Here is a 24725-nt window from a genome sequence, read left to right on the forward strand (position 1 = left end):
ATGTACGTTTTAAACAAACTGATTCGTACGTCGGTTCTTGTCCGCAATGTACTTGGCATATTCATTTGCACGTCCAGCATCGCCATTTTTATTATAAAAATCAAACAGAATGATCTCATAGTGTTCAGCAGGTAAGACATAACCTAGCTTTTTAAGATGCGGATACAGTTCTGTTTCGAGGTAATGATAATATTCGTCGTATTGCTTTTTCAATCGATAGATATGCATCTGAAAGAAGTGAACAAACGTAGTGCTTCCGTTCTCTTGAGCTGTTTTTATTCCTTTTTCTGCGAGTTGAAGAAGCTTGGTGTTCGGTTCTTTTCCTAAAAGAGTGGCGGCGTTCACATATCCTTCAAGTGAGCCTAAGTAGTTGGAAGTGTTAGGATCTTTTAGATGCATCGATTCTTTGTAGTACTGACACGCATTTTCAAAATGGCTATGAAGAAGAGAGTGATAGCCAAAGTTGTGAAGAAGAAGCGCTTTTTGTTTTTCCAGGCCAAAGTTCTCGCACATCTCGATCAATTCTATATATTTTTCGTTCTGAGGTCCGCTGGTTGGCTCTTGTTCAATTTGAATCAACATGAGCATTTCTGTTTCAATCACTCGGGCATAGCAGTGCGATTTTTCGAAAAAACGAAGCGCTTTGCTAGCGTAATAGTATGACAAGACACGGGAATTGGTAGAGTGATACGCGACAGCCATATGATAATAGTATTCTGGGTTGTTGTAATAGGTAGGGTCTACCTGTTTTAAGAGATCGATAGCCTCATAATAATCATGCTTCATCTGAAGCCCATAGATTCCTTTAATATGCAGAAGCATGCTCTTTTCACGAGGTGAGAGTTCGGTCCATCTTTCCATCTCTTGAAGAAGTTTTTCTGCCTTGTTTCTCTGTTCAGTGAGGATATAATAGCGTGTTAACAAAAGGGTGTGGGTGCGATAAAAATCTGGAATCTGCAACAAAGCGATCTGTTCAAGTTGCTTTTTAATGTTCTCTGTTTTGACGTCCAGTTTCATGATGATTGCTTCTTCCCACTTTCTTAAAAGAAGTTCTACGTTTTTGTACAAATTCATCTCATTTTGAATATCGATCTGTAGTCGGTCCGCTAAAAACTGGATCGTTTCATTGGAAACCTCAGTCAATCCTCGTTCGATCTTACTCACATGTGTACCTGAACATATACCGTCTCCGAGCTCTTTTTGTGTCATATTTCTGAGCTCACGATAGAATTTTATGATTTTTCCTTCAAGCATGAGATGCCCCCCTATCTCTATTAAGAAATTCTCTCCTTTTTCTATTCTACTAAAGAAAACCCCAATTCAGTTGAACGTTTTTTAAGGCTATTTCCCTATTTCACACCTCATTTTTTAAAAAAATCCTATTAAGTTTTGTGTTGATATAGGTAGCAAGTCATGTGTGAAACCCCGATAGCGGCAAGGCAATCCTGCATTTACAATTACATATGAATCTACTAAAAATTCAAAAAAATAGAAAAGAGGTGCTGATCGCAGTTTGTTTTTCTAGAAAAATTTAACATCCAAGGTATTCATTAATTAAACCGCTTCAATAGGTGATTAAAAATGATTTAAGAAACCACAAAGAAAGCAGGGACATGATGAAAACGATATCTTTTATAAAAAAATCTACGGCGCTTACCTTAGCTGCGGGATTATTGCTATCTCCAAACACATCAATGTTTACGCCAAAAACAAGTGCTGCACCTTTTAAAGCTGAGGATATACTGACTTCGCTTACCGCTAAACAAAGAGAAGCTTTAAAACAGCTTGAACTTACAGATGTCTTCGGTCTTCAAGGTTTTAAGAAAGAAGATCTTCAGAGTGAAAAAGAAATCTCCGTAATCGTTCAATTTCAGTCAAAGCCCGGACAAGCTGCAGTATTAGATGCACAGTTGAAAGGCAAAAAGATCTCACGACAGCAAGCAGACATCAAAGTAGATCAAGAGCATGCTCAATTTAAGAAGGATGTTGAGAAACTCATTCCATCTGTCGCACCCATGACAAAAAAATCGACGCACAGAATTACATCCACATACAAAACCGTATATAACGGTGTGGCGATGAAACTGCCTGCTAATCAGGTAGAAGCCCTTCTACAATCAGAAGCCGTAAAGGCGATTTATAAGGATGTAACGTTTAAAGTTGATCCGATCGCGATGGGCGAAGAAAAAGCTCTGAATAGCAACAGTGCGGGAACATCAGTTGAGAGCATTCCTTACTTGAAAATTGATCAGCTACATAACGAGGGCATCACAGGTGAGGGTATTAAGGTAGGGATCTTAGACACAGGTATCGACTACAATCATCCAGACTTAAAGGAAGTGTATAAAGGCGGATATGATTTTGTTGATAATGACAGCGATCCGATGGAAACGACGTATAAAAACTGGCAAGACTCTAAAAAACCAGAGTTTAACGGCAACGCGTATTACACGTCGCATGGGACACATGTTGCTGGTACGATCGCTGGTCAAGGAAAGAACCCGAATGTATCCGTTCAAGGTGTAGCGCCAGATGCTGATATCTATGCGTATCGTGTGTTAGGACCTTACGGGACAGGCTCTTCTGAAGGCATTATCGCAGGCATCGAGAAAGCTGTTAATGACGGAATGGACGTGATCAACCTTTCGTTAGGTGCGGGTATCAACGATCCGTATTATCCGACGAGTACAGCAATCAACTATGCGGTTCTTAATGACGTGACAGCAGTTGTCTCAGCTGGAAATTCAGGTCCAAACGCATACACACTTGGTTCTCCTGGTGCTTCTGCATTAGCACTTACGATTGGAGCGAGTGACGTACCGATGACAGTCGCTTCTTTTACAGGATCAGTGGGCAGTGAGAGTGGACTTCAACTAACAGGATTAGCTCGTCATTATGCTGATCGATTAAACGAACTGTCAGGTAAGTCCTACGATCTTGTTGACGTGGGGCTAGGTAAGAATACTGATTACACAGGTAAAGATGTAAAAGGAAAGATTGCTCTCATCGCTCGCGGTGAAACGACTTTGAACGAAAAAGTGACACTCGCTAAACAAAACGGTGCGGTTGCAGTACTTCTATATAACAACGTAGATGGAGTTATCGAAGCGAACCTAGGGGAGTCTACAACATTTATTCCATCATTCTCCTTAACAAAAGCAGCAGGTGAAAAGATTAAGACTCAGATCTCTGCAGGTAAATCCAGTTTTACGTTCGGAAAGTATGCTGAGATTCAAACAGAAGGCGATCGCTTAGCCGCTTTCAGTTCGAGAGGTCCTGCAAGACAGACGTACGATATGAAGCCAGAGGTTACAGCACCTGGAGTTGCCGTTCTTTCTACGGTTCCGTCCTATATGGTGAACCCAGCGAACCAAGCAAACTATGATTACGCTTATTCTCGATATTCAGGTACATCGATGGCCGCTCCTCATACTGCAGGTATCGCAGCTCTGATGCTCGATGCTAATCCTGACTTAGAACCTGAAGATGTTAAAACCATCTTAATGAACACAGCTGATCCGCTCAATGGAGATTATTCAGTATTTGAAGTAGGCGCAGGACGTGTTGATCCTTATCAAGCGGTGTACAGTGGTACGAGTTTTCAAGTAAACGATGAAACATTAATTCCTAGTTCCACAAATCTTGTAAAAATTAAAGAACGTACAGGTGGAATCGCGTACGGAAGTCATTATGCCGGCAAAAAGCTGTCATTAAAGAAGTCCATTACAGTTGAGAACAATGAAAAAGTGAAAAAGACGTTCAAAGTGGAAGTAGAAGAAACAAAAGGATCGCCAAGCTTGAAGAAAAATGGAATCGAGATCTCTATTCCAGACGAAATCAAGATTGCCGGAGACGATTTTAAAAAGGTATCAGCGGGGATTGAAGTTCCGAAAAAAGCAAAAGAGGGCATTTACGAAGGGTACATCACGCTGACGAATCAATCGAAAGCAGCTGAACATTACAGAATTCCATTCAGTATTCGCATTACGGAAGAAGGCTACAACAAACTAGAGCTTTCAACACCAGCCATCGCTCCTAACTATTTGAATACGGGAGGATTCTTCAATTACCGTGCGATTTATACACCGATGGAATTCAACTTTAAGTCTCCGATGGAGAAGATGGAAGTCGTCCTTCAAGACGGAAAGTCAGGGAAAGATCTGGGCTTGATCGGGACTATGAATTTAAAGGGGCGTAACGAAAACCAAAGCTATTACGTGTTAAACGCATTTAATGGCATGTACAACAAATTTACGGGGGATAAAACAGAACCTGTTGATTCCGAGATTTCTTATGCACCAGCTGGTTACTATAAACTGAAATTTATTTCAACAACTGCCACTGGCAAACAACTAACAGATTACCGACATATATTCATCGATATTGATGAACCAACGTTTGAAAGCTCACTTGACGGTGATTCACCTTTCTTAGAATACAAACCAGGTCAAGAGACGTATCCATTTGACATCAAAATCAACGATCCTTTAGTAGATGAGATGAAGAAAGTCGGCTTGAACGTCGATCAATCATCAAACTCGATGATCTACTATTGGAACACGCCTTTCCCATCTACTCCGATCAAGATGGATAAAGAAGGCAGATTTGTTGAAGAGATCGCGATGAACGAAAACGTAACGACACTTAACTTCCGCATGGATGGTTTCGATCTGGCAGGTAACCCGGCTGTGCAGAAGAATTACTATTTTGTAAAAGAGGGCACACCTGTTTCCTATACGAAGAGTAAAAAAGCTCCTTTGAAAACTGGAGAAACGGTAAAAGCCACACTTGTATTGGATAACTTAAATGATCTGACCAAAGCGGAATGGAACTTTAACAATAGTAGCTTTGGCGCGGTGTCTCTTGTTGATGCTAAACTAACAGACGCTTTTAAAGACAAAGCATCTATCGAAGTAAAAGATGGTCTCGTAACTGTTGGGTTCAATAATAGTAACGAAACGCTAGATCACGCCGAGCTAGTAGAAGTGACGTTAAAAGTAAGTGATGATTATTATGCAACACGAGCTGCAGTAGCACCTGTTGTAAAAGTAACAGATAACAATGCTAAAACATCAACAGTCCTGCAAGCTCAGTTAAGTTGGAAAGTAAAACCCCAGTTCTCTACTGCAAACGGCTTTGTAACGCCTGAAGGCTTCGATAACGAAGAAGGAACCGTTACCGAGAGACGCGATTGGACGAAAGTTGGGGGATCTGTACAAATTATTGATAGAGAAGGGAACGCACATGATCCATCTACACGCATCGCTGATAACGGTCAGTACAAGTACGACAAGCTTCCCCTTCAAAAAGAAGCGTTCACGGTGGAAATGAGAGTGCCGGGTCATTTCCTTACTAAAGACGATTTGTATATCGGTTTCGAACATAAAGGTGAACTATACGCACAAAGCCGCTTTATTACCGCACTGGATGTAAAAGCGGGAGACGTAAACCAAGACAACGTGATCGACATCCTTGATGCGATCGAGATTCAAAATGCGTGGGGAACAGGAAAACGTGCCGCGGATATTAACTTTGACGGAAAGGTAGATGCAAAAGATATGAAATTCGTACAGAGAAACTATCTCCTACAAAATCAGCATGTTGACGATACACCATCACCTAGAAAGAAATACAAAGGAAAAACGTTAGAAACCATCTTAGTAGAACTAGGCATTCAGCAATAACTGATATTTGAACAACCTTTAAGGAGAAGCCTCTTCCTTAGAGGTTGTTTTTTTAACGAGATTATCAAGATGGTAGATGCGGGACTTTCGGTTGCCTGTGAAGGGTAGGTTTAGCGTTCGAAGCAAATAGTAGGCTTGGTCATTAGTTGAGAGATTCAAGAATTGTTTGCATGACTGGTTAGAGATTGAAGACGATATAAGAAGAGCGTAATCTACTAATGCTGCCTCATGTGCTTTATTGTAGTAACTTTTACAAGTGAAACAATACCAGGATCTTTTTACTCGTTTTAAAATTTCAGTCTCGCAACTCGGACAAAACACGCCACGGAGTAAGGAACTCCTATCTATTTGAAAAGTGCTACATACATCCGGTTCATCAGGTGTGTGTTGTTTGATGAGATACTTAATCAGTCTCTTCATTTCGTTTGATTGCAGTATTTCCTTTATGTTCTTGTTGCTTAACTCTTCAAATTTAGACATTAGCCCTGAGCTTTTAATTACTTTTGAACGAGCTTCTTTATAGGTGGATGAGAATTCTGTAATAGCTTTCGAATTGGTCATAACTACTAGGGATTCAATAGGTAGGTCTGTAATCTTCAACTTTTGTAAAAGATGCATTAAGTGGAAAGATTGCCGTTTTACTTGTTCAACTGGATTATCAAAAGAGTCTCGCTGATTATTAAGCGTTCGAATCATCCCATCGTATGAACTCTCAAAATATAAGTGTCCAGCAATATTCTTACTCTCAATAATAAGAAGGAAGTTTGGTGTAATAATAAGAGTGTCCATTTGAAAAAAATAATCATGGTGAGAAATCCTTATTCCATGAAGAAAATAAAGATTGTTTTGTGGAAGATACCGATAAAAATAGTCCATCGATTGTTCACCACGATAACCTGATTCATATTTTCTAAGAGCATTTTGAATATCTTCTATTTTCAATTCTGAGTGTGTCATTCTCTTTAAAAGTGATTTCAATTTATAAATGATAATCGGCTTTGAGCGATGTTTTTTAATCAAATTCATCACCTCGACTGTTTTTTCTTTATTATTGAAGTGTTTGAGTAGGCATGCAAATACTGAAATAGACAATATTGTCGCTCGTAAGGAATAATTACGAGGTAATCACAATTAATTACGAGGTAAATAGAAATATATCCGTAATTAAAAGCCATAATTCCGTAGATAAATTTTTTTATCCGATTTTCGACACGTTTTTACACGTTCTTACATTGATTCACTTTGGAAGTTTACCTTCACAAGGATGTCTTCCCTCAACTATATCCGCACTTCACCCCATCACCGCGGCACTAAGGTCTCATTTACAAGGGTATACTGTGATTGGTATACTTTTTCTCGGTTTAAAGAAATTCCTTATGAAAGTTTGAGGGTTAAAGACAGCAATGATGATGGCTATGCGAAAACGACGAGGGATACTTCACCCGACCGTTGAACTCATTTTAGAATATGTATATGTTGTGATTGGATCAGGACTTGTGGCACTCGCATTCTCGGTATTCCTTCTGCCGAATCAGATCGCCTCTGGTGGTGTGAGTGGGATATCGACGATTTTATACGGACTCTTTCAATGGAAACCTTCTATTGTACAGTGGAGTTTAAACATTCCGCTCTTCTTTGCGGGATTATTTTTCCTCGGACGCCGATTCGGTGCAAAAACGCTAGTTGGAACCGTCGTGCTTCCTTTCTTTGTCTTTATTTTTGAAAGCTGGGGAGCGGCGACAGAAGATCCATTGCTTGGCGCGATTTTTGGCGGACTTGGAATCGGGGCTGGTCTTGGGATCGTGTTTCGCGGAAAAGCTTCTACAGGGGGCGTTGATCTCCTCGCGCAGATCGTCCATAAATATACGGGTGCTTCACTCGGATCGATTATCCTTCTCATAGACGGCACGATTGTTACGTCGTCTGCTCTATTTTTCGGGATTGAACAGGCTCTGTATGCACTTATCGCGATGTTCATTACGGCAAAAACGATCGATGTGGTTCAGATCGGGCTAGGGACGACGAAGATGGCATTGATTATTTCAGATAAAGAAGATGAACTCCGCCAAGGCATACTGACTCACATTTATCGAGGCGTTACGAAGATCAATGCGTTCGGTGGTTATACGCAAGATGAACGACCGATGTTGATGGTAGTTGTTGCTCAATATGAAGTAACAAAATTGAAACAATACGTAAAAGGTGTAGATCCAGATGCTTTCGTAATCGTTGTAAATGCGAACGAAGTGTTAGGAGAAGGTTTTAAACGAGGATAATAGTATAGTTAAGCAGCCAGTTGGGACTCATCTCAACTGGTTTCTTTTATTCACTAGTACTTTTCGCACAAAGGTGCCCTTTTTACTAGAATTAACGAATAACCAAATGAAAAACTCCACTAATACCAGGCCAAAAGACCCGAAAAGCCACGGCGATGGTCGGTTTTATCGCCTTCGTGTCGAAAAGTCTTCCTGCAGGTTTTTATGATATATGAAGGATTTCAGCGAATCGTGTCGTATTTTAAGTACTATGGAATCTTGAAAACATGACCATGGTCCCTTGTTTGAGGGAAGATGAAACACAACTGTAATAAAATTGTCAGTGCAAGATGTTATAATAGTTATTGCGGAAAAAAACTGACATATATCGCGTATTTGTCGAAAGACCTTTATATAGAACTTGTTGATTGATCAGGGAAATATTTTTTGGGGTAGTAAGGAAGTGATTTTGTTTGATAGAAATGGTTGATGTATGGAAAACATACCCGAACGGTGTTATGGCACTTAACGGGATTGACGTCTACATAGAAAAAGGTGAATTTGTTTATGTAGTCGGACCAAGTGGAGCAGGTAAATCCACGTTTATAAAATGTATGTATCGTGAAGAGAAACCTACACAAGGTTCAATTATCATTAATGGAACGAACCTTGCAAAAGTAAAAGAAAGACAGATTCCTAAAGTACGAAGAAAGATCGGAGTTATCTTCCAAGACTTTAAACTGTTGCCGCGTTTAACGGTATACGAAAACGTAGCTTTTGCACTTGAAGTTATTGAAGAATCTCCAAAAGTGATCAGAGAACGTGTTATGGAAGTTCTTGATCTTGTAAAACTAAAAAACAAAGCGCGCATGTTCCCAGACGAGTTATCAGGTGGAGAGCAGCAGCGTGTATCCATCGCACGTTCGATCGTAAACCATCCTCCAGTTGTTATCGCGGATGAGCCGACAGGTAACCTTGATCCAGAAACAGCGTGGGAGATCATGGACATCTTTAAAGAGATCAACGCTCGTGGAACGACAGTTGTTATGGCAACTCATAATAAGGAAATTGTAAATACAATCACAAAGCGCGTAATTGCCATCGAAGGCGGCCGAATTGTACGTGATGAGGCGAAGGGGGATTACGGCTATGAAGATTAGAACATTAAAACGTCATTTTGTAGAAGCATTCAAGAGCATGGGAAGAAACGGCTGGATGTCCTTTGCTTCCATCTCTGCGGTAACGGTAACATTGCTATTAGTAAGTGTGTTCTTGGCAATCCTCTTGAACATTAACTATATTGCAAGTCAGATTGAAGACGATGTACAGATCAGAGCTTATATCGAACGAACGGAAAAGCCTGAAAGATACGATGCTTATAAACAAGAGCTTGAAAAGCTTGGTAAGGTAAAAACGGTAGAGTATCAATCTAAAGAAGAAGGTCTTGATGAACTGATTGAAAGTCTAGGAGATGAAGGAGAAGCCTTCTCATCTCTTAAGAATGAAAATCCATTGCGAGATGCGTTCATCATCTATACAGAAAAGCCGCAAGATACGGCTGCTGTAGCAAAAGAAGTTGAGAAATTTAAATTTGTAAACAAAGTTGAGTACGGACAAGGGACTGTCGAGAAACTCTTTAAAGTGACTGATGTTGCCCGCAACGTTGGAATTGTCCTCGTATTAGGACTTGTTTTCACAGCGATGTTCCTCATCTCAAATACTATAAAATTAACAATTGTAACACGACGACGCGAGATTGAAATTATGAAACTCGTTGGTGCGACGAATGGATTTATCCGCTGGCCGTTCTTCATTGAAGGTTTTGCATTAGGTGTTGCGGGTGCTATACTACCAATCGTTGTCATCACAGTTGGCTATCAAGCTATTTTCGATATCGTTAATCAAAAATTAGGAACAGTATTTATTGAGCTATTGCCAGTAACACCACTTATTCCGCAGCTAGCGCTGTTGATGATTCTAATCGGTGGAGTGATCGGCGTTTGGGGAAGCTTAACGTCTGTTCGTAAGTTCTTGAAGATTTAAGTAAAGATAGCAGAAATAAAGAGATCCAAGAAAAACGAAACAATTAATAGGGGTTAGGGAGGAAAACGAATGAAAAGGAAAGTGGTTGGTACAGTGCTTTCACTAAGTTTAGCACTGGGCGCCTTTACTATGTATCACTCTGAATCCGTCGTTCACGCGGAATCTTTATCAAGCATCAAGAAAAAACAACAAGAAAATGCAAAGAAAGCGAAAGAATCACAAGCTAAGCTGGACAAGAATAAAAGCAGCCAAGCAGCGATTGAAGCGGAAGTAGCAAGAATCGATAAGCTTTCTTCTGAAACAGACCTGAAAGTACAAGCCAAACAAACAGACATTAAAGAAACAAAAGAAGAGATCGACGTGTTAAAAGGCGAGATCGCTGTTGTTCAAAAACGAATCGATAAGCGCGATGCTTTATTAAAAGAACGAGTTAACTCTATGTATGAATCTGGCGGAGCTGTTTCTTACTTAGAAGTTGTTCTTGGTTCAAAAGATTTTGGTGATTTTCTTGACCGCGTTCTAGCATTGAACATGATTGCAGAACAAGATCGTCAGCTCCTAGAAGAACAAAAGAAAGATAAAGAGCTTCTAGAGAAAAAGATGGCAGACGTTGAGAAAAAATTAGTTAACCTACAAAACGCAATGAAAGAATTACAAGTACTGCAAAAGCAATTAAAAGCGCAAATGGATGAGAAAACTCGTCTGATGGCTTCTCTTAAAAAAGAAGAAGACTCGTTGCATGCTGAAGCACATAAGATCGAAAATGAAGGTGCACTTCTAAAATCTCAAGAAGATGCGTTCCGTGCTGAACAAGCACGTGCAGCTGCACGTGAAAAAGCAGCTCGTGAATCATCGTCTTCAGGCGGATCAGCTCCTTCCATGGGACCTGTTTCAGGTAACGGTATGATCATCAAACCTGCTGCTGGAAGAATTTCTTCTGGATTTGGTAACAGAAGCAGCGGTATGCATGAAGGAATTGACATCGCTCAAGGTGGAACTGTTCCGATCTATGCAGCTGCAGATGGAACAGTTATCCGTTCTGAGTACTCATCTTCATACGGAAACGTTGTATACATCTCTCACTCGATCGGTGGGCAGCAATGGACAACGGTTTACGCTCACATGAGCAGCCGCGCTGTATCAGGCGGTTCTGTATCAAAAGGACAGTTCCTAGGCAACATGGGGAACACAGGACATTCATTTGGTCAGCATTTACACTTTGAACTTCACAAAGGACCTTGGAATGCAGGAAAAACAAATGCTGTAAATCCTGCGGCTTACTGGTAAAATAAACACATAAAGTAAACAAGCTATTCATATAGTGAAGTAGGAGACAGGCAGTTGCCTAAAGACTCTTACAATGGAAGGCATCGCACTTTGCAGGGTGTGATGCCTTTTCCTGCAAAAACGAGGTGAGCAGAATGAACGTAAATAAAAAAATGTTGGCCCTGCTGATTGTTCTTTCCTTGCTTGTTGGTGCCGGTGGCATGTATGGTTCGATGGCACTGTTTGGAAACGATTCGAAGTATGTTCAGAACGGTGAAGTAAACGATCTGCCGAAGACCGCAACGAAAGTCGACAACGACGAAGAGTTTGCGAAGCTTCAGAAGACGTATGAGATCATCTCTTCTCGTTATGTAGAAGATGTTGATCGTGACAAACTCCTTGAAGGTGCCATTCAAGGAATGGTCAAAACGTTAAAAGATCCATATTCCGTTTATATGGATGAAGAGACAGCAAGTCAGTTTACACAGTCACTCGATTCTTCTTTTGAAGGAATCGGGGCAGAAGTAAGTATGGTAGACGGTAAAGTAACGATCGTCGCACCGTTCAAAGATTCACCTGCGGAAAAAGCAGGACTAAAACCAAACGATCAAATCATCACGATCGATGGTAAAAGCGTTGAAGGGCTAGATCTGTATAAAGCCGTATTAAAAATCCGCGGTGAAAAAGGATCTGTCGTAACACTTGGTGTGAAACGAACAGGTGTAAACGATGTAATGCCGGTTAAAGTAACACGTGATGAGATTCCGATCGAGACCGTTTACTCTGATATTGAAGAAGTAAAAGGTAAGAAGATTGGTGTACTTGAAATCACATCTTTCTCAGAAAAAACCGGAGCTGATTTCAAGAAACAGCTAACAGAGCTAGAAAAAGAAAAGATTGATGGTCTAGTTATTGACGTTCGTGGTAATCCGGGAGGCTATCTAGAAGCAGTTGACAGCATCCTACGTCAGATCATTCCTGAAAAGAAACCTTTCGTTCAGATTGAAGACCGCAAAGGCAACAAAGAACGTTATGTTTCTACGTTAAAAGAAAAGAAAGATTATCCGATTATCGGTTTGATCGACAAAGGCAGTGCATCAGCATCTGAAATTTTAGCTGCTGCCTTAAAAGAAGCAGGAAACTATGATCTTGTTGGTGAGAAGTCGTTCGGTAAAGGTACGGTTCAGCAATCGATAGATCTCGGGGATGGATCGAACATCAAGCTGACACTGTTTAAGTGGCTGACACCGGACGGAAACTGGATTCACAAAAAAGGGGTAAAGCCTACTTTTGAAGTGAAGCAGCCAGATTACTTCTACACAAACCCAATTACGGTTGAGAAAAAAGCGTTAGAGTTTGATATGAACAACGAGCAGGTGAAGAACGCTCAAGTGATGTTGAACGGTTTAGGGTTCCAGACGGGTAGAGAAGATGGCTATTTTGATGAAAAAACGCAAGCTGCGGTAACCGCATTCCAGCGTGCGAACGACTTGCCAGCAACAGGGAAAGTAGATACGAAGACAGCTGGTAAGATGGAGTCAAAAGTGATCGATTCAATCCGTGATGATAAGAACGATGTTCAGCGTAAAACGGCGATTGAATTGCTTGCAAAATAAGGGATTATGGCAGGAAAAAACAACTGAAACACGAATACTATCCGTAGAGGAAATTATTCTCTACGGGTATTTTTTTGGGTAGAAGCTTCGATGTTTTGAGAGCCTCTTGTGTGAGGTTGATTTCCGCTCCAGGTTGCTCGCTTTCCGCGGGGCAGGCGGTGAGCCACATTCGTACGTTTCACGTATAAGTGTCTCACCTGCCGGCCAGTCCCGCAGGAGTCTCGCACCTTGCGCTTCAATCAATTATTTAGAGAAGTCTTAACAAAAAACAAATAAAACCCTTGAAGAGTTTCTATGGTGAGTATCAAATTAAACAGAAAATCAAATGATTTAAAAGATAAAATCCTTTGTCATGCTTAAAGGGGTAGACAATATGCAGTCATTGAATGTTGGAGATGTGCTTTATCAGCTGGTAATGTTTTTAATTCTGATTGCCATCATCGTTGGAGTTGGTTTATTAGTAAAGGGAGCTGTGAGTACGGATAGAAGATTGAAACGTATTGAAGAAAAAGTGGATGAATTGAAAGATGAGAAAGGAAGAGACCGCACATGACAGACACCTTTGTGAAAGAATTACTTCAGGGCATGCTGCTGCTTTTTTTACACCCGCTTTTTTACGGTTTTATTCTTGTTGCTTTCTTAATTGGATTAAAACGTGTGAAACGAGAGAGAAAAGAATTTAAAGTGCGCGTGCACCCTGTTATTGATAATTTAATATTTTCATTGCTGCCAGGCATTCTGATTGGACTCATCGGTTCTGTAATCTTTTTGGCAGCTGGTATTACATTGCCGCTTGGGATGATTGCTTTGATCGGAGTCGTCTATCTAGCTTTAGGGTTAACGTTTAAAACAAGGTTTATGAATCCTGCATATGCTGTAAGTTTATCGGCAGTTGTCGGGCTGTTGCTTCCGAAATTTCAACTTGGCATTTCTTTTGTAGATCAATGGATTGTGGATGTTCAGAAAACGCCACTTGATTCATTAGCAGTCATTATTGGTGTTCTTTTGATTCAAGAAGGGATACTGGTCATCTGGAAAGGAGCAGATCGCACTTCTCCTCGGCTGTTCAAAGGAAAGCGAGGACATTATATCGGAGCACATGAAGCTACGAGATTTTGGATTGTTCCTCAGTTTTTAGTTATACCTGTAGGCTCAATTCCTGTTTTAGATTGGTGGCCGTTGTTTCCGATGGGTGCGGTAGGATTCTCATTCTTCCTCGTACCGTTTGCCATTGGGTATCGCCAGCTGGTTACACATACACTGCCGGAAGAAGCGATTAAACATCTAGGCAGACAAGTTTTGATTTTAGGATTTATCGTAACAGGCATTGCAGCAGTAGGTCATTTTTATAATTTGCCGCTCCTAATTGCTATAGCAATCGCAGCCGGTCTTGCAGGACGAGAGCTCATTACACTCGTAACGAGCCAACGTGATGATACGAGACCATCACACTTTGTACCAAGAGATCAAGGAGTTATGATCCTTTCAGTCGTACCAGGGACACCCGCTGCGAAGATGGGATTAAAGATAGGCGAAGTCATTGTAAAAGTAAATGGAGTCACACTTTCACACGAATCAAGTTTGTACCGAGCACTTCAAATTAACGCAGCATACTGTAAACTTGAAGTTCTTAATTTAAATGGTGAGATTCGTTTCGTTCAAGGATCACTCTATCAAAACGAACACCACCAGCTTGGTGTACTGCTCGTCCATGATGTAGTGGATCGGAATGCTGCTGTTGGGGATTGATTGATGTAATTTTTCATAATTAACCGGAATCTGTTCAAAATTCACAGGAATGATTTTTCATAATTTATCGGAATCGCATAATTTTTGTAAAAGGGCTCATTCAATGTGAGTCCTTTTTTTATATGTTATTCAACAAACGGGCAACATTGTTGAAGATGTAGTTTAACACTAGTAGTAGGGAACCGTAGCATAAGTAACGGCAAAATGAATCACTCCGTTTACATTGTTAGGATAAGGTTGTATGTTATTGATATATCCCGCCAATAACATATATGAAACAGTGCCTGAATAAGGAGTTGTGTCAAATGAATAAAAATAAAAGTACAGAAATAAAACGCTCATCAAAAGCAGAAAACATTCTATCTCAAATTAATAGTAAAACTAAGTTAGGCGACTTACGAAAAATCGCGAAGGACATTAAAAAAGATCACGAACTAGCTATGGAACTTTGGTCAACCGGAAAGTTTTTGCCCAGATTATTAGCAATCTTAATTATGGACAAAAAACTTCTTTCACAAGATATACTAAATAAGCTTGATAAGGATATGCAGACTCACACTCTTGATGAGCGAAATAACTTAATAGATTGGTTAATGGCTAATCAGCTTACCAAAGACAAGAAGAACATAGCATTGATGGAGTCATGGGAAAATAGCCCTTCTGCTCTTCAAAGGAGAGCTTTCTGGTATTTTCAAGGTCGATTGAGATGGACTGGACAAACACCGCCTGCTAACACCGAAGACTTACTATCTGCAATTGAAGCTACTATTACGCAGGAAGAACCGGAAGTTCAATGGGCTATGAATTTCACCGCAGGCTGGATAGGCGTTTATGATGAAAAGTATCGAGCACGTTGTATTAAACTTGGGGAGAAAACGGGTCTTTTCAAAGATGAAATGGTATCAAAAGGATGTACTCCCAATTATTTGCCGGAGTTCATTACAATTGAGGTTAATAAACGAATTGAGAATTAATTACCAATGAACCCAATTTATCATTCGCACTTTTCTATCATCAATAAGGTAGACCATTAAAAAATCTCAGACTGGAAATAGTCTGAGATTTTAGTAATGGATTCTTTCAGCACTGGTGGTCAATAACGGGGGTAGCTTTTAAGTGCTTTGCGGACCGTGAGTCAAGGAAACTGTCTCCTTGGTTTTTCGTCTTCTATATACGCTGAGAATCAGTCCTGCGGATATCATCTCCAGCAATAAATGTGAACCTCCATAACTCATGAATGGGACGGATACGCCAGTCAGTGGAGATAAACCGAGATTCGTCAGTATGCTTAGTATAAACTGAGCTGAAAAGACTGCTGCCAATCCTGTAATAAGTAATTTTCCATAAGGGTGATTCACATTTTTGGCGGTAATCAATATTCTGCAAATAAAAAATATAACCAAGGCTAAGGCCATGATTGCGGATAGCCATCCGAACGAATAGATGATGTACGCCAATATAAGATCAGTATGGACCTCAGAAATGAAACTTGGGGTCACCTGAAGGGTACTTCCTATAAAATAAGCCTCACCTATTTTATGATCGGTATAGGGGCTTACCATCGAATATCTCTGAGAAAGAGCCAGCAGATTCCAGATAGGCCATATAGAAGCAGCAACTGCGAATGTTATCGTTTGCTTCAGGCTGGACCTTGACGTATGCATGATTGCAACAGAGACAATGATGCTAATAGTAGTAGCTGCAAAGGCTCCTGTAGTCGACAATATGAAAATAGGTATTAACATAAGAGCTACTCCAAACCAAGACTTTTGTTTATCATGCCAGTCCCAGGAATGAAAGATTCCTGAAATGGCAATGACCAAAAGGAATGGTGTGATTTCGGTGAAATTAATACTGGCGAAGCCTACATCTAAAAATGGAACATCATCGACTCTAACACCAATGAGAACGGTTAATAAAAGTATGAGGATTGTTGCAGCATATAGGTGCTTAGAATACTTCAGCAATCTTCTGTAATCAAACATAAATAGGCTTAGCATGAGCACGACACCCAACAGGTAAAAGACAAGACTTTTATTGAAAACTTTCATTTCTTGAAGCTCTGTAAAAGCCGAATGAAATTGCAAATAATACATAATTAGCAGCCCAAATAGAGAAGCCGTCAGCACGGACAGCAAGGTTTTCATATCCATAGGGGCTTTATGTGTTTTGTTAAGCTGCTTCCCCAAAACTCCTGCATCTCCCATACGTGCCAATGCTTGTTCGATCGCCTCTTCTTCTGAAAGTCCTGTGCTCATAGCCTCCTCTTTGAGCGTATGAAGGTGATCGTAGATTTCCAATTTTATATGGGCGTGAACATCCTTATTTTTTATCCGTTTAAACAAATCTCTAATATACATTTCAAACTTAGCTTCTAATCCCATACGATTTTCTCCCCACTTAAAACTTCGTCAACAGCATTCTTGAAAACGGACCATTCTTCTTTTTTCTCCTGAATAAATTCTTTGCCCTGATCATTAATCTTGTAATATTTCCTCTTTCTCTTTCCAGTTCCTTCGCCCCAGTAAGATACAATTAGTTCTTTCTCCTCAAGGGTGTGAAGGATGGGATAGATCGTGCCTTCCTTAAAACTAAAAATCCCATTAGACTTTGATTCCAGTTCTTTGATAATTTCATAGCCGTACATTGGTTTAGAATTAAGCAAACTCAAAATAAGAGTAGTAGTACTACCCTTAAGCAATTCTTTGCTTATCTTCATAAACAGTTCACCTCCATATACATAGCAAATCTATGCATAGTTATTATATGTATAATTTATGATATAAATTAATTCCTGTCAATATGTCTATACAGAAAAACGGCATGTTTTATATAACAAAGATTCATTTTCATAAGTTGCTCTTAATAGTTAAATGTGGTCTTGGTCTCAGTAAAGAAAGGGATAACAGACAATAAGAATTCCTATCAGATTTTTATGTTTATGAAGCAAACATTGATTATTCAACAAAAGGTCAACCAGAAATTCTAGATAACCTTATATTACGAACGGGTGCATTTCTTCAAGAAGGAGAAGTGCTCTTTTTATTGAATTTAAGGGCATAAATGGTAATGTTAACCTTATTGATGAGCAGTGTTTTGGGGGGATCAAACATTAATAATTGGATTGAACTTAGTAAATCAGAAGAAAAAGCAGTATGGCAAAAGGTTCATAAAGATTTTAAATTCAAACCTAGTATTACTAAATTTCCATTGTTTAAAGTACCAAGCCCATTCATTACATACGATATTTCAGTTTATAGTAATTGGTCAGGAGATTTTAAAGAATTTGATGAGATTTATAAAGACCTTGAAGAGAAATCATTGTTTGCATTTAAAGAATTAACGAATAATGATGAATATTTTTATGCTTTAGATTGGCAACACCATTCATACTGGGTAAATCCCTTTTTAGAGTTTCCAAAAGACGAAGAATTTCATGAGTGGACAATACCTATTTTTCCTGATGGGGATTATTACTTCTTTATACAAAAGGAATTCAACTGGGGATTGTTAGGTCATCCCTGGGACCAGACCATAACTATATATGGTGATGATCTTATCCAAACATTTAAAAAGCATAATCCTAGAATGTTTAATACTATTTTACGGAGAGGTTAATCTTACACATGACTTGCTAGTCCTTTTCTTAATGTGCTAATGGGCACATTCTTATAAAGAGCTATCCAACAATCGGGTGCATATCTTAAATAAGATGTGCACTTTTTATTTTTAATAAGGTATAATGTAATAATATGGAAAATATTGAATTGGAAGGTGGAACAACTCTTTTAAGCTTAACATTTATTATAAAACAAATAAGGAGTTAATTAGATGAAGTCATTAGTGCATTCACTAAGTGCAATTATTTTAGGCACTTCTCTTATAATAGCATCATTAATTTTAAGAGATGGTCTATCAGGTAATGCAACTAAATCAAACGATTTAAATTTTCAAAATGAAGAGACAGTTTCTACTCCTAATGTAATGACTATAAAACAACTATCTGCATATCTTCAAATAAGTGAAGGTTCAATTGAAAGCATTATTTATAATGACGATAAAGATAAGGCTAATATGAGTAGTTATGAGACATATGAGTTTATTCCTTATATAAAGTTAGATAATGAATACAGGTTTTTAAAAAAAGAGATAGATAAGTGGTTAGAATACATAAATCATAATAATTAGATATTCAACAATAGGATGCGAGTGCTCTATAAGATGGTTATTTAGACCAGTAATGGCCGCTGCAGGAATTTTAATGATTTGAGGGGATTTTATTGGTGGGACTTGAAATCACTTGGTTTAGCTTATTTTTAGCGTTCATTTTTTTTCCTATCATAGTTCCCATCTTATTAATACTTTCTATTATTAAAATAGTCAAATGGGAGCAGGAACAAAAACGTATTCATGAAAAAAGGTATGAATATTATGAAAAGAAAGCTAGAGGGAAAAATCATAGGTAAATAACCGCCGAAGTATACGAAATATATAATTTCCAGTCACCCCCAAATGTTTGGTTGTTGTTGTTGTTGTTGGACCGTGCCTTATTGGTAAGGTCTTTTTTAGTGATAGTAAACTGAAAGAATTAAAAATTGCTATACACTCACTAATTTGAAATAATTGGTATTACTATAGGGGGAGTATTAGTGAAATTAATTCTATTTATATTTATTGGAATGCTTATTACATATGCGTTCATTTTATTAGCGGGTACTTTTGGATTGATGTTGATTGGTGGAGCGACTTTTGGAGGTCAGAAAAAGAAATAATTGAAAGCCAACATAGGAGGAATCCCATGAGTACAACAGTGTATATGGTAAGGCATGGTGACTCACCAAAAGAGGGCAATGAACGGACGAGAGGATTAACGGAAAAAGGTTATCAAGATGCTCAGCGATTGGCTGAACTATTAAGAGATAAGGAGATTGATGTTGTTGTCTCAAGCCCTTACCTCCGTTCTATTTTAACGGTAGAACAGGTAGCTCTACATACAGGGAAAGAAGTAATGGTTATGGAGGATCTGAGAGAAAGAGTATTTTCTTCTAGTGCCAATAGGTTAGATGATAAAGAGCTCGGTCCTCTTCTAGAAAAATCCTTTGAAGACTTCACCTTCTATCTTGAGAATGGCGAATCAAATGCTGCTTGTCAAAAGAGGGCAGTACTAGTTTTGAAGGAACTCTTACGTACGTATCAAGATAAAAATATGGTGATCGGAACTCATGGTGCCGTTATGACTTTAATGATGAATTATTTCAATCCTTCATTTGACTTAAAATTTCTTTACAGCACAACAAAACCTGATATATATAGACTGGAATTCAATAACGAGGATCTAGTAAGTGTTGAAAGAGTATGGGAGAAAGCTTTAACGAATTTTACTTGATAGCGGGGGATTAAAGAAATGACCTATCATATACGAGTAAGAGTGGGTGCGCTCATTATTCAAAATAATGAAATCTTATTAACGGAGTTTAATGATCCTTATCGAGGAATTTTTTATGATCTCCCAGCTGGTGGAGCGGAACCTCATGAATCGTTGATTGAAGCTGTAAAGCGGGAGGCGAGAGAAGAAGCTAGTATTGATGTAGAAGTTGGTCCGTTAGCTTTTGTCTATGAGTACGCTCCCCATCTTAACGAAAATAAATATGGTCAAACACACACGTTAGTCATGCTGTTTGATTGTACATCGAAAAGTGGATCTAAGCCCAGATTACCGGAAAAGCCTGATCCAAATCAAACGGCTGTTAAGTGGGTTCCTCTTTCAGAGCTCGAAAATCTAGAGCTTTATGCGAACATTGGAAAGCAAATAAAAGAATATGCGAGCAAGAAAAAAAACATTGATTTTCTTGAAGAACATAAACTTTTGGATAAGACATCTAGCCTAATGTAATTCCGTCCGTCAAGTTCTTGGAAATCTTGTAGCTACTACTATACAAATATACAAAAAAGGCCACAATCTAAAGTTGTGGCCATTCCTGCATATTTTCTTCTATTCGAGATTTGCATGTTTGCCATACATTTTATTAGAATCTAATCCTTTTTTCTCCATAAAACGTAAGATAATGGCATCATAAATTAACAACATCGTTTGCTCAAATAGAGATCCCATCGGTTGAATAGTATTGAAATCACCTTCAGATTGGTCTTTCGTTACTCCGGGTAGTCTAACAGTAATATCTGCTAATTCTCCAATAGTTGATTCAGGAGAAATGGTGATCGCTGCTACCGTTCCTCCCAAGCTTTTAGCTTTTTCAGCAATAGTAACTAGCGTTTTGGTCTCTCCTGAACCTGACCCAATGATTAATAGATCGTCCTTTTCGAAGGAAGCTGTTACTGTTTCACCAACTACGTAAGCATCAATCCCCATGTGCATCATCCGCATCACAAAAGATTTACCCATAAATCCAGACCTGCCAGCACCAGCCACAAAGATTTTTTTGGATTCTAAGATTCGATCTACTAAATTCTCTGTTTCTTCATCAGAGATTAAGTTTACCGTTTGGCTTAATTCTTCAACGACTGCAGCTAAATATTGAGTAGTCTTCATCGTTAAAATTAACCTTGTTTAATTAATTCCTGCATTTTACGTGCAATAGCTCGTTTATCATCTTTGCTTGTGATACCGCCACCCACAATAATCAGGTCAGGGTTTTCTTTAATCACTTCTGGGAGTGTTTCTAATTTGATTCCACCGGCAATTGCCGTTTTAGCATTTTTTACAACGCTCTTAATAGTGTGTAGATCTTCGAATGAATTTTTACCTACAGCTTGCAGATCGTAGCCTGTGTGTACACAGATATAATCGGCACCAAGTTCGTCTAATTCTTGAGCACGGACTGCAATGTCTTTTACCGCAATCATGTCGACAAGGATTTGTTTACCTTGTTTTTTAGCTTCTTCTACTGCGCCTTTAATCGACTCGTCTTCTGCGGTTCCGAGAATCGTTATGATGTCTGCACCTGCAGCAGATGCTTGGCTTACTTCATATCCAGCTGCATCCATAATTTTCAAGTCAGCTAAAACAGTTAAGTTAGGAAATGCAGCTTTAACTTCTTTTACTGCTTTAAGACCTTCATTAATTACCACTGGTGTACCAATTTCTACGACATCAATATACTCTTCTACCTCTTTTACTAATTCAATTGCTCCTGGGATATCCACAAGATCTAATGCTAATTGTAATTTCATTTATATAATCTCTCCTTATAGATAATTTTATTTTGTTGCGCTGCGTGGCTGGGTGTAAATGTTAATATTCATTTACTTACTAGCACGCTGTTTAGTATACTCAGTATATAAATAAATTTAAAGTACGCACTTTTTCCGCATATAGTTACAAAAAGTATACTATTGGATGAAATAAAGGAGAATGGATGTAGATGCCTAATTTAGGAGATAAGGACTTTAACTGTGAAAAGGAATTAACTCTTGCAGTAATAGGTGGTAAATGGAAAATGTTGATTCTGTGGCACCTAGGCAAGGAAGGAACGAAAAGATTTGGTGAATTAAAGACTCTTATGCCAGGTATAACTCAGAGGATGCTTGTAAACCAATTACGAGAACTGGAAGATCATTTAATCGTACATCGAGAAGTTTATCCTGTAGTTCCACCAAAAGTGGAATATTCCCTTACTGAGCATGGAGAAAGATTATTGCCGATTTTAGAGGCGATGTATGAATGGGGCAAAGACTATATTGAAAATGTATTGGAAAAGGATACGGATGATTAATCTCCGATGAACAAATAGGGTTAATATTATGAGTAAGTATTGAACATACAAACATAAAGAAGAGACTTTCCATTAAAGAAGGTCTCTTTTCTTAATCGGAGAAATTAACTTTGAAGAACAGAAAGGTTAATATTATTATGATTGTAATTTATATTTTTAATAATTAATTAAAAGAATTTAAATATTTTTCTTAAATTTATTGATTTATGATATATAATAAAATTAACTGATAAGAAAGGAGAATGAGATGGCTCACCCATTACTTACAAATTGTCCAGTTTGTTCACAAACATTAAAGATTACAAAACTTCACTGCTCACATTGTCATACGACAATTGAGAACGAATTCGAATTATCTAAATTTGCGTCACTATCAAAAGAACAGCTTCATTTTGTGGAAGTCTTTCTTGTATGCAGAGGCAATATTAAAGAGGTCGAAAAAGAGCTAGGGATCTCGTATCCAACGGTTCGAGGCAAGCTGAATGACATTGCATCTTCATTAGGTTACGAATTTAAAAAGAAGAATGAGGTAGACGAGAAAAAGATTGTTACGATGCTTGAACGTGGCGAGATTTCTCCAGATGAAGCAATTAAAATGCTTAAGGAAGAATAGGGGGATTAGAAAATGAAAAGTGAGATTGAGAAAGTTTTAACGATGGTTCAAGAAGGTAAAATCGATACGGATAAAGGTTCAGAATTAATTCAGGTCTTACAAGAAAAAGAACATGGTGCTGCTGTTAAGCCATTAAGCTACACATCTCAAACATCTTCTAATTACAGCGACAAAACGTTGAAAATACGCGTTGTATCTGAAAGTGACAACGTGAATGTAAACCTCCCGATCAAGTTAGTAAAGGTTGTATTAGCAGCAGGTCACAACATTGCTCTAAAGATTCCCCAATCCGAACAATATGTAAAAGATATTGATATTAATCTGATACTTGAAGCCATTGAAAACGAATTGGATGGACAGATTGTTGATGTGAAATCAGCAAACGGGGATACCGTTTCAATTACGATTGAGTAGAGGTTGCTAACATGTTACATGTAAATGTGAAAACAAAAGAGGCAAAGTTCTCAATTCCTGTCCCTTATGTCCTGTTAAATATAGGGATATCCATTATTACTTCTAAAGTGTTAATTCGTCAAGCAAACAAATGGTCGAAACCTCATCTAGAAAAGAAAAACATGAATTTTTCTTTCCCTTCCATAGATAAATCAGAACTGAAACGTATTATTAAAGAGTTAAGAAAGCACAAAGGATTAGAGCTCGTTAATGTGAAAGCACAAGATGGAACTGAAGTGATTGTGAGATTATAAAATAAGTAATAACACTTTTTAAAGGTTTCTGATTCTGCAAAAGCATTCATAAACAAAAACAAGATAAATAAATAGTTAAACTAAATGGGTGCTTTTCTGTAGTGGAAAAAGCGCTCTTTTTTATGCATAAGTTGATTGTCGATGAAAGAGGAATATGAATAAGCAGTCGAGAAGAAGAGAATGGGATAGTTAACGATAAAGTTTTTAGCTCAGTAAAAACTAGCCGTGCCCTTTTCCTACTCAATACGTAAAAACTAAGAAGGATGTGCAATAGATGAATGCAAAAGATGTGATGCAGGAACTTGAAGCTCTTAGCAAGGAACGGACAAAGAAAATCTATATATCAAACGGTGCCAAAGAACCGGTGTTTGGCGTAGGTACTGGTGCTATGAAGCCAATAGCTAAAAAGATCAAAAAAAATCAACCATTAGCTGAAGATCTTTATGCGACAGGAAATTACGATGCGATGTATTTTGCAGGAATTATAGCAGATCCAGCCATAATGACTGAAAATGATTTTGAGCGTTGGATCGATGGAGCTTATTTTTATATGTTGTCCGATTATGTAGTAGCCGTCACTCTTTCTGAAACTGAAATAGCACAAGAGGTTGCTGATAAATGGATTGCAAGTGGTGAAGAGCTTAGAATGTCAGCAGGTTGGAGTTGTTACTGCTGGTTATTAGGAAATCGACCAGACAGCGAATTCTCCACAACGAAGATAGAAAATATGCTTGAGATCGTAAAAAATACCATTCATGATGCTCCCGAACGTACAAAATCCTCAATGAATAATTTTGTTTATACAGTAGGGATATCCTATGTGCCATTACATGAAAAAGCGGTTGATACAGCAAAAGCTATAGGACCAGTTGAAATGAGTCAGGACAAGAAAAAAACGAAGTATCTACTTGCTTCTGAAAATATTCAAAAGGCGATAGACCGAGGTCAGGTTGGTTTTAAGCGAAAATATGTAAGGTGTTAGGATTTTTACTACTAAAGGAGGTAACAATGAACCGTGACAGGATGATCACAGTATTTAGTATACTTATTATTGCTTTC

General features: G+C 38.5%; 25 protein-coding genes. 19 read left to right on the forward strand and 6 right to left on the reverse strand.

Annotation, left to right across the window (positions count from 1 at the left end):
- Window positions 1-9: 9 nt before the first annotated feature.
- Window positions 10-1254 (reverse strand): helix-turn-helix domain-containing protein, encoded by a 1245-nt coding sequence (locus HU823_RS08780; protein WP_197221859.1) that lies wholly within the window; start codon window positions 1252-1254, stop codon window positions 10-12.
- Between the two features lie 359 nt (window positions 1255-1613).
- Between HU823_RS08780 and HU823_RS08785 the strand changes: the two genes are divergently transcribed.
- Window positions 1614-5684 carry a S8 family serine peptidase gene (locus HU823_RS08785; RefSeq protein ID WP_231607344.1) on the forward strand — a complete coding sequence of 1357 codons (4071 nt, stop codon included), beginning with the start codon at window positions 1614-1616 and terminating at the stop codon, window positions 5682-5684.
- 18 nt (window positions 5685-5702) lie between these two features.
- On the opposite strand, the gene HU823_RS08790 is transcribed toward HU823_RS08785, so the two are convergent.
- Window positions 5703-6704 (reverse strand): nuclease-related domain-containing protein, encoded by a 1002-nt coding sequence (locus tag HU823_RS08790; protein WP_197221860.1) that lies wholly within the window; start codon window positions 6702-6704, stop codon window positions 5703-5705.
- Between the two features lie 395 nt (window positions 6705-7099).
- Between HU823_RS08790 and HU823_RS08795 the strand changes: the two genes are divergently transcribed.
- The 8 genes from HU823_RS08795 to HU823_RS08830 all read left to right on the forward strand — a co-directional run bounded on the left by HU823_RS08795 (window position 7100) and on the right by HU823_RS08830 (window position 15587).
- Window positions 7100-7960 carry a YitT family protein gene (locus HU823_RS08795; RefSeq protein ID WP_144697907.1) on the forward strand — a complete coding sequence of 287 codons (861 nt, stop codon included), beginning with the start codon at window positions 7100-7102 and terminating at the stop codon, window positions 7958-7960.
- 452 nt (window positions 7961-8412) lie between these two features.
- On the forward strand, window positions 8413-9099 hold the full coding sequence (gene ftsE, locus HU823_RS08800) for a cell division ATP-binding protein FtsE (RefSeq protein WP_066397909.1): 687 nt from the start codon (window positions 8413-8415) through the stop codon (window positions 9097-9099).
- Window positions 9089-9982, forward strand: coding sequence for a permease-like cell division protein FtsX (gene ftsX, locus HU823_RS08805; RefSeq protein ID WP_137791962.1), 894 nt, complete (start codon window positions 9089-9091; stop codon window positions 9980-9982). Before ftsE ends, ftsX begins: the two co-directional genes overlap by 11 nt.
- A gap of 69 nt (window positions 9983-10051) precedes the next feature.
- The gene (locus HU823_RS08810; RefSeq protein ID WP_197221861.1) at window positions 10052-11269 is read left to right on the forward strand and encodes a murein hydrolase activator EnvC family protein; all 1218 of its coding nucleotides are present in this window, start codon (window positions 10052-10054) and stop codon (window positions 11267-11269) included.
- A gap of 134 nt (window positions 11270-11403) precedes the next feature.
- A complete protein-coding gene (locus HU823_RS08815) occupies window positions 11404-12864 on the forward strand; it encodes a S41 family peptidase (protein WP_197221862.1) in 1461 nt (486 codons plus the stop codon).
- A 373-nt stretch (window positions 12865-13237) separates the two neighbouring features.
- Entirely contained in the window at window positions 13238-13417 is a 180-nt protein-coding gene (locus tag HU823_RS08820) for a hypothetical protein (RefSeq protein WP_197221863.1), read from the forward strand.
- Window positions 13414-14613 carry a PDZ domain-containing protein gene (locus HU823_RS08825; RefSeq protein ID WP_197221864.1) on the forward strand — a complete coding sequence of 400 codons (1200 nt, stop codon included), beginning with the start codon at window positions 13414-13416 and terminating at the stop codon, window positions 14611-14613. The genes HU823_RS08820 and HU823_RS08825 overlap by 4 nt, the downstream gene beginning before the upstream one ends.
- Before the next feature lie 305 nt (window positions 14614-14918).
- The gene (locus tag HU823_RS08830; RefSeq protein ID WP_197221865.1) at window positions 14919-15587 is read left to right on the forward strand and encodes a DNA alkylation repair protein; all 669 of its coding nucleotides are present in this window, start codon (window positions 14919-14921) and stop codon (window positions 15585-15587) included.
- Window positions 15588-15725: 138 nt separating this feature from the next.
- On the opposite strand, the gene HU823_RS08835 is transcribed toward HU823_RS08830, so the two are convergent.
- Window positions 15726-16997: an FtsW/RodA/SpoVE family cell cycle protein gene (locus tag HU823_RS08835; RefSeq protein ID WP_197221866.1), complete on the reverse strand. Its 1272-nt coding sequence runs from the start codon at window positions 16995-16997 to the stop codon at window positions 15726-15728.
- Window positions 16988-17332, reverse strand: a complete 345-nt coding sequence (locus tag HU823_RS08840; protein WP_197221867.1) for a PadR family transcriptional regulator — start codon at window positions 17330-17332, stop codon at window positions 16988-16990. Before HU823_RS08840 ends, HU823_RS08835 begins: the two co-directional genes overlap by 10 nt.
- Window positions 17333-17724: 392 nt before the next feature.
- Here HU823_RS08840 and HU823_RS08845 point away from each other — a divergent pair, with 392 nt between their 5' ends.
- The 5 genes from HU823_RS08845 (at window position 17725) to HU823_RS08860 (ending at window position 20506) form a co-directional block, all read left to right on the forward strand.
- Window positions 17725-18231: a DUF2716 domain-containing protein gene (locus tag HU823_RS08845; protein ID WP_197222011.1), complete on the forward strand. Its 507-nt coding sequence runs from the start codon at window positions 17725-17727 to the stop codon at window positions 18229-18231.
- 213 nt (window positions 18232-18444) lie between these two features.
- Window positions 18445-18801, forward strand: a complete 357-nt coding sequence (locus HU823_RS08850; protein WP_197221868.1) for a helix-turn-helix domain-containing protein — start codon at window positions 18445-18447, stop codon at window positions 18799-18801.
- A gap of 461 nt (window positions 18802-19262) precedes the next feature.
- Window positions 19263-19385 carry a hypothetical protein gene (locus HU823_RS22115; protein ID WP_255548960.1) on the forward strand — a complete coding sequence of 41 codons (123 nt, stop codon included), beginning with the start codon at window positions 19263-19265 and terminating at the stop codon, window positions 19383-19385.
- A 26-nt stretch (window positions 19386-19411) separates the two neighbouring features.
- Window positions 19412-19999, forward strand: coding sequence for a histidine phosphatase family protein (locus HU823_RS08855; protein ID WP_197221869.1), 588 nt, complete (start codon window positions 19412-19414; stop codon window positions 19997-19999).
- An 18-nt stretch (window positions 20000-20017) separates the two neighbouring features.
- Window positions 20018-20506, forward strand: coding sequence for an NUDIX domain-containing protein (locus tag HU823_RS08860; protein WP_197221870.1), 489 nt, complete (start codon window positions 20018-20020; stop codon window positions 20504-20506).
- A gap of 99 nt (window positions 20507-20605) precedes the next feature.
- Here HU823_RS08860 and hxlB read toward each other — a convergent pair whose 3' ends face one another.
- Window positions 20606-21163 (reverse strand): 6-phospho-3-hexuloisomerase, encoded by a 558-nt coding sequence (hxlB, locus tag HU823_RS08865; RefSeq protein ID WP_197221871.1) that lies wholly within the window; start codon window positions 21161-21163, stop codon window positions 20606-20608.
- Between the two features lie 8 nt (window positions 21164-21171).
- The gene (gene hxlA, locus HU823_RS08870) at window positions 21172-21804 is read right to left on the reverse strand and encodes a 3-hexulose-6-phosphate synthase (RefSeq protein WP_197193384.1); all 633 of its coding nucleotides are present in this window, start codon (window positions 21802-21804) and stop codon (window positions 21172-21174) included.
- Window positions 21805-21995: 191 nt separating this feature from the next.
- Between hxlA and HU823_RS08875 the strand changes: the two genes are divergently transcribed.
- From HU823_RS08875 to HU823_RS08895, 5 genes are all read left to right on the forward strand, one after another.
- The gene (locus HU823_RS08875; RefSeq protein ID WP_197221872.1) at window positions 21996-22346 is read left to right on the forward strand and encodes a winged helix-turn-helix transcriptional regulator; all 351 of its coding nucleotides are present in this window, start codon (window positions 21996-21998) and stop codon (window positions 22344-22346) included.
- 247 nt (window positions 22347-22593) lie between these two features.
- Entirely contained in the window at window positions 22594-22959 is a 366-nt protein-coding gene (locus tag HU823_RS08880; RefSeq protein ID WP_197221873.1) for a DUF2089 domain-containing protein, read from the forward strand.
- 12 nt (window positions 22960-22971) lie between these two features.
- Window positions 22972-23373 carry an SHOCT-like domain-containing protein gene (locus HU823_RS08885; RefSeq protein WP_197221874.1) on the forward strand — a complete coding sequence of 134 codons (402 nt, stop codon included), beginning with the start codon at window positions 22972-22974 and terminating at the stop codon, window positions 23371-23373.
- A gap of 11 nt (window positions 23374-23384) precedes the next feature.
- Entirely contained in the window at window positions 23385-23666 is a 282-nt protein-coding gene (locus tag HU823_RS08890; RefSeq protein WP_197221875.1) for a hypothetical protein, read from the forward strand.
- Between the two features lie 274 nt (window positions 23667-23940).
- The gene (locus HU823_RS08895) at window positions 23941-24648 is read left to right on the forward strand and encodes a DNA alkylation repair protein (RefSeq protein ID WP_144697960.1); all 708 of its coding nucleotides are present in this window, start codon (window positions 23941-23943) and stop codon (window positions 24646-24648) included.
- Window positions 24649-24725 lie beyond the last annotated feature (77 nt).

This window comes from Fictibacillus sp. 18YEL24, from assembly GCF_015903855.1.
Classification (GTDB): domain Bacteria; phylum Bacillota; class Bacilli; order Bacillales; family Fictibacillaceae; genus Fictibacillus; species Fictibacillus phosphorivorans_C.